Source organism: Corynebacterium sp. KPL2825 (assembly GCF_037908445.1).
In the GTDB taxonomy this organism is placed as follows: Bacteria; Actinomycetota; Actinomycetes; order Mycobacteriales; family Mycobacteriaceae; genus Corynebacterium; species Corynebacterium kefirresidentii.
In genome coordinates this window covers 1-3267 of the sequence record NZ_JBBMGI010000022.1, presented here as the reverse complement: position 1 = coordinate 3267, position 3267 = coordinate 1, and the positions used below count along the sequence as shown (strand labels likewise).

Annotated in this window: 5 protein-coding genes; all 5 read left to right on the top strand. The window is 61.2% G+C overall.

What is annotated here, in order from left to right; all coding sequences use genetic code 11:
• The first annotated feature begins 144 nt into the window (after positions 1 to 144).
• The 5 genes from WMQ00_RS11940 to WMQ00_RS11920 all read left to right on the top strand — a co-directional run bounded on the left by WMQ00_RS11940 (position 145) and on the right by WMQ00_RS11920 (position 3067).
• Positions 145 to 1329 carry an Nramp family divalent metal transporter gene (locus tag WMQ00_RS11940; RefSeq protein ID WP_248100434.1) on the top strand — a complete coding sequence of 395 codons (1185 nt, stop codon included), beginning with the start codon at positions 145 to 147 and terminating at the stop codon, positions 1327 to 1329.
• Positions 1330 to 1349: 20 nt separating this feature from the next.
• Positions 1350 to 1739, top strand: a complete 390-nt coding sequence (locus tag WMQ00_RS11935; protein ID WP_005292595.1) for an NUDIX hydrolase — start codon at positions 1350 to 1352, stop codon at positions 1737 to 1739.
• A 62-nt stretch (positions 1740 to 1801) separates the two neighbouring features.
• Entirely contained in the window at positions 1802 to 2377 is a 576-nt protein-coding gene (locus tag WMQ00_RS11930; RefSeq protein ID WP_005292598.1) for a TetR/AcrR family transcriptional regulator, read from the top strand.
• Entirely contained in the window at positions 2374 to 2736 is a 363-nt protein-coding gene (locus tag WMQ00_RS11925) for a DoxX family protein (protein WP_005292602.1), read from the top strand. The genes WMQ00_RS11930 and WMQ00_RS11925 overlap by 4 nt, the downstream gene beginning before the upstream one ends.
• Before the next feature lie 88 nt (positions 2737 to 2824).
• Positions 2825 to 3067 (top strand): ribbon-helix-helix domain-containing protein, encoded by a 243-nt coding sequence (locus WMQ00_RS11920; RefSeq protein ID WP_005292604.1) that lies wholly within the window; start codon positions 2825 to 2827, stop codon positions 3065 to 3067.
• Positions 3068 to 3267 lie beyond the last annotated feature (200 nt).

Here is a 3267-nt window from a genome sequence, read left to right as displayed (position 1 = left end):
ATCCTCGGCGGCGCAACCCCACGTGAAATACTTAACGAACTATTCAAGCGTGGCGCATCCACCGCTTGATTCCGCCCCCTGGCTTGAACATATGGCGATGAAAACTAGACTTCAAGTAGTTGAACTTTTGGTATGGAGATGCCTATGCGTAAGACCTTAATCAGCCTCACCGGCCCCGCCTTCGTTGCTGCAGTGGCTTACGTCGACCCCGGCAACGTAGCCGCCAACATCAGCGCCGGCTCCCACTACGGCTACCTCCTGGTGTGGGTACTCGTCGTGGCCAACCTCATGGCCATGTTCATCCAGTACCACTCCGCCAAACTGGGCCTAGTCACCCACCGCTCCCTGCCGGAAATCATGGGCGAGCGTCTCTCCCGCCGCGCGCGCCTAGGCATGTGGGCCCAGGCCGAGCTCATCGCCGCGGCCACCGACCTCGCCGAAGTCATCGGCGGCGCCATTGCCCTGCAACTCCTCTTCAACCTCCCCCTGTTCGCGGGCGCGCTCATCATCGGCGCGGTCTCCATCATTCTCCTCATCTTCCAGAAGAAGAACCAGTGGTTCGAGGGGCTTGTCATCGGCCTGCTCCTGGTCATCTGCATCGGCTTCCTTGCCGGCCTCGCCATCGCCCCGCCCGACCCCGCCGACGTGGCCGGCGGCCTCATCCCCCACCTAGAGGGCAAGGACAGCATCCTGCTGGCCGCCTCCATGTTGGGCGCCACCGTCATGCCGCACGCCATTTACCTACACTCCTCCCTGACCAAGCAGCGCTACCCCGACCTGGAAATCCCCCACGTGCTGGCCGGCACCCGCGCGGACATCGCCGTGGCGCTGTCCATCGCCGGGCTCGTCAACGTGGGCCTGCTGGTCCTGGCGGGCTCGGCCCTCTACGGCGTGGACGGCACAGAGACCATCTCCGGGGCCCACACGGCGATTGCCAGCCACCTCGGCCCGCTGGCCGGCGTTCTCTTCGCCATCGGCCTGCTGGCCAGCGGCCTCGCCTCGACGTCAGTGGGCGCCTACGCCGGCTCCGAAATCATGGACGGCCTGCTTCACATCAAGGTCCCCCTACTAGTCCGCCGCCTGGTCACGCTCATCCCGGCGCTGGTCATCATCGGCTGCGGGGTCGACCCCACTATGGCACTGGTGGTCAGCCAGGCACTTCTTTCCCTGGGCATCCCCTTCGCCATCATCCCGCTTTTCCGCTATGCCGGCTCCCGGGACGTCATGGGTGAGTTCGCCGCGAAACCCTGGTCTATGGCCGTGGGCTGGACGCTTGCCGCGCTGGTCATCGCACTCAATCTCGCCCTCGTGCTCCTGCCGCTGCTCTAGGCCGCCTACAATCAGCAGCCATGATTGAAGTAGCAGCCGTCGTCATCCGCAACCCACAAGGCCACGTGCTTACCGTGCGCAAGAAGTCCTCCACCAAGTACCAACTGCCCGGCGGCAAGCCCGAGGCGGGCGAGGCGCTTGTCGACGCCGCCCTGCGCGAAGTTGCCGAAGAAGTAGGCCTCACCCTCGACGCCGAGAGCCTCAACAAACTCGGCACCTTCGACGCTCCCGCCGCCAACGAACCGGGCGAGGTCGTCGTCGGCACCATCTTCACCTACACCCGCACCGTCACCGCCGACGAACCCCATGCCGCCGCCGAAATCGGCGACACCGCCTGGGTCAACCCAGCAGCCCCCGACCGCGAGCTTGCACACCTGCTGCGCGACCGCGTCTTCCCCACGCTGGCCTAGCGCCAACTGTCAACACTTCGGCGTCATTGACCTCGAAACCATCAAGAGCTACCCTTTTGAACATGTTCACTGAACACGTTCACTCATCGCGCTCGGCCGCCAAAGCTGGCACCGTCAGCAAGGTCCTAGCCACCGCCTACGAACTCTTCCTCACTCAGGGCTACGCCACCACCAGCATCCGGACTATCGCATCCGAAGCTGGCGTTAGCGTGGGAACCGTCATGGGAGTCGGCGACAAACAAACGCTGCTCATCCGCACCATTGGCCAACACATTTCAGAACTCCACGATGACATCCGGGGACAATCCGATAGCCTTCTCGATGTCCTGAGACCTTTCCTCCAGATGTTTACCGGCCACGAAGAGCTCTCCCGCGCCTTTGGCGCAGCACTCATCCAACAAGGCAATCAAGGCGAAGCGCTCACCGCACTCAAAACGCTCCTGACCGATGAAATCACCCTGCGACTCGGCACCAGGCTCAGCAGCGCCGATGCGGCCGAGTACGCCGACCTGCTGTACAACGTCTACCTCGGCTTACTCATCGGCTGGGCCGCCGGAATCTACGACACCGAGCACCTCACATCCCAAGCCGCCTCATCGATCGAACGCCTCAACACCGCATTCGGAGTAACCCAATGATCCTAGAATCTTCCCCAGCCTGGCCCTCCCTTCTACTAGCAGCCATTCTGCTTGGCGACGCCGCCCTCTCCCTCAAACCAGTCCCCTTCATCGAAGCCTGCCTCAGCGGCGTCAAACTCCCCAAGGACTGGTGGTGGGCGCTCATTGTCATCAAGTGCCTCGCCGCCGTAGGACTCATTGCCGGCCTCTGGTTCCCCGGCGTAGGAATCACAGCCATGATTGGAGTCATCGCCTATTTCTGCGCGGCCGCAGCAGCCCATGTCCGCGCCCACTTCCTCGGTAGCGCATTCTGGATCAACTGCTTAGGCATGCTCGCATTCTCCATCGGAGTACTGATCCTGACGCTCGCACTGAATTAAGACACCAGTCAACCTTTCACGGCTTCCTGAAGGCAGATACATCATTGCACCTCTTGAATGATGACTTGATGCTTTCTACCCTAAAGGTATGCGCACGACGATAAACCTCCCGCCGAAACTCCTTGAAGAAACGAAGGTCCAAGCCAAAGCCAACAATGTCACTTTGAGCTCATACGTCGAAGAGGCGGTCCGCGCTGCCCTCAAGAAGGAAGCCCGCATCAGTACCGAAGACACCCCCGTTAACCTGCCCTCCTTCGATTGCGGCGGACCGGCTCTAGTTGATCTCAGCAACAAAGAAGCTGTGTGGGCGGTACTCGATGATCATTCCTGATGTCAACATTCTCGTTTATGCCTTCCACTCCGCTGCACCGCAACATAAACCCGCTCAACAATGGCTAAGTAGTGCTCTAAATCGGCATGAAACAATTGGACTCCTGGATGTTGTGGCAACGGGCGTGCTGTCAAGGGGTGAATGCGCCACTTCGACCGGGAGGTAGTTGTGACGCGTTGGACTCCGAAGGATGTTAAGGA

What these genes read in the sequence shown, in the direction of transcription:
- WMQ00_RS11930 (WP_005292598.1), top strand. Translation starts at nt 1,802, where the DNA reads ATGTTCACTGAACACGTTCACTCATCGCGCTCGGCCGCCAAAGCTGGC.
- WMQ00_RS11920 (WP_005292604.1), top strand. Translation starts at nt 2,825, where the DNA reads ATGCGCACGACGATAAACCTCCCGCCGAAACTCCTTGAAGAAACGAAG.
- WMQ00_RS11925 (WP_005292602.1), top strand. Translation starts at nt 2,374, where the DNA reads ATGATCCTAGAATCTTCCCCAGCCTGGCCCTCCCTTCTACTAGCAGCC.
- WMQ00_RS11940 (WP_248100434.1), top strand. Translation starts at nt 145, where the DNA reads ATGCGTAAGACCTTAATCAGCCTCACCGGCCCCGCCTTCGTTGCTGCA.
- WMQ00_RS11935 (WP_005292595.1), top strand. Translation starts at nt 1,350, where the DNA reads ATGATTGAAGTAGCAGCCGTCGTCATCCGCAACCCACAAGGCCACGTG.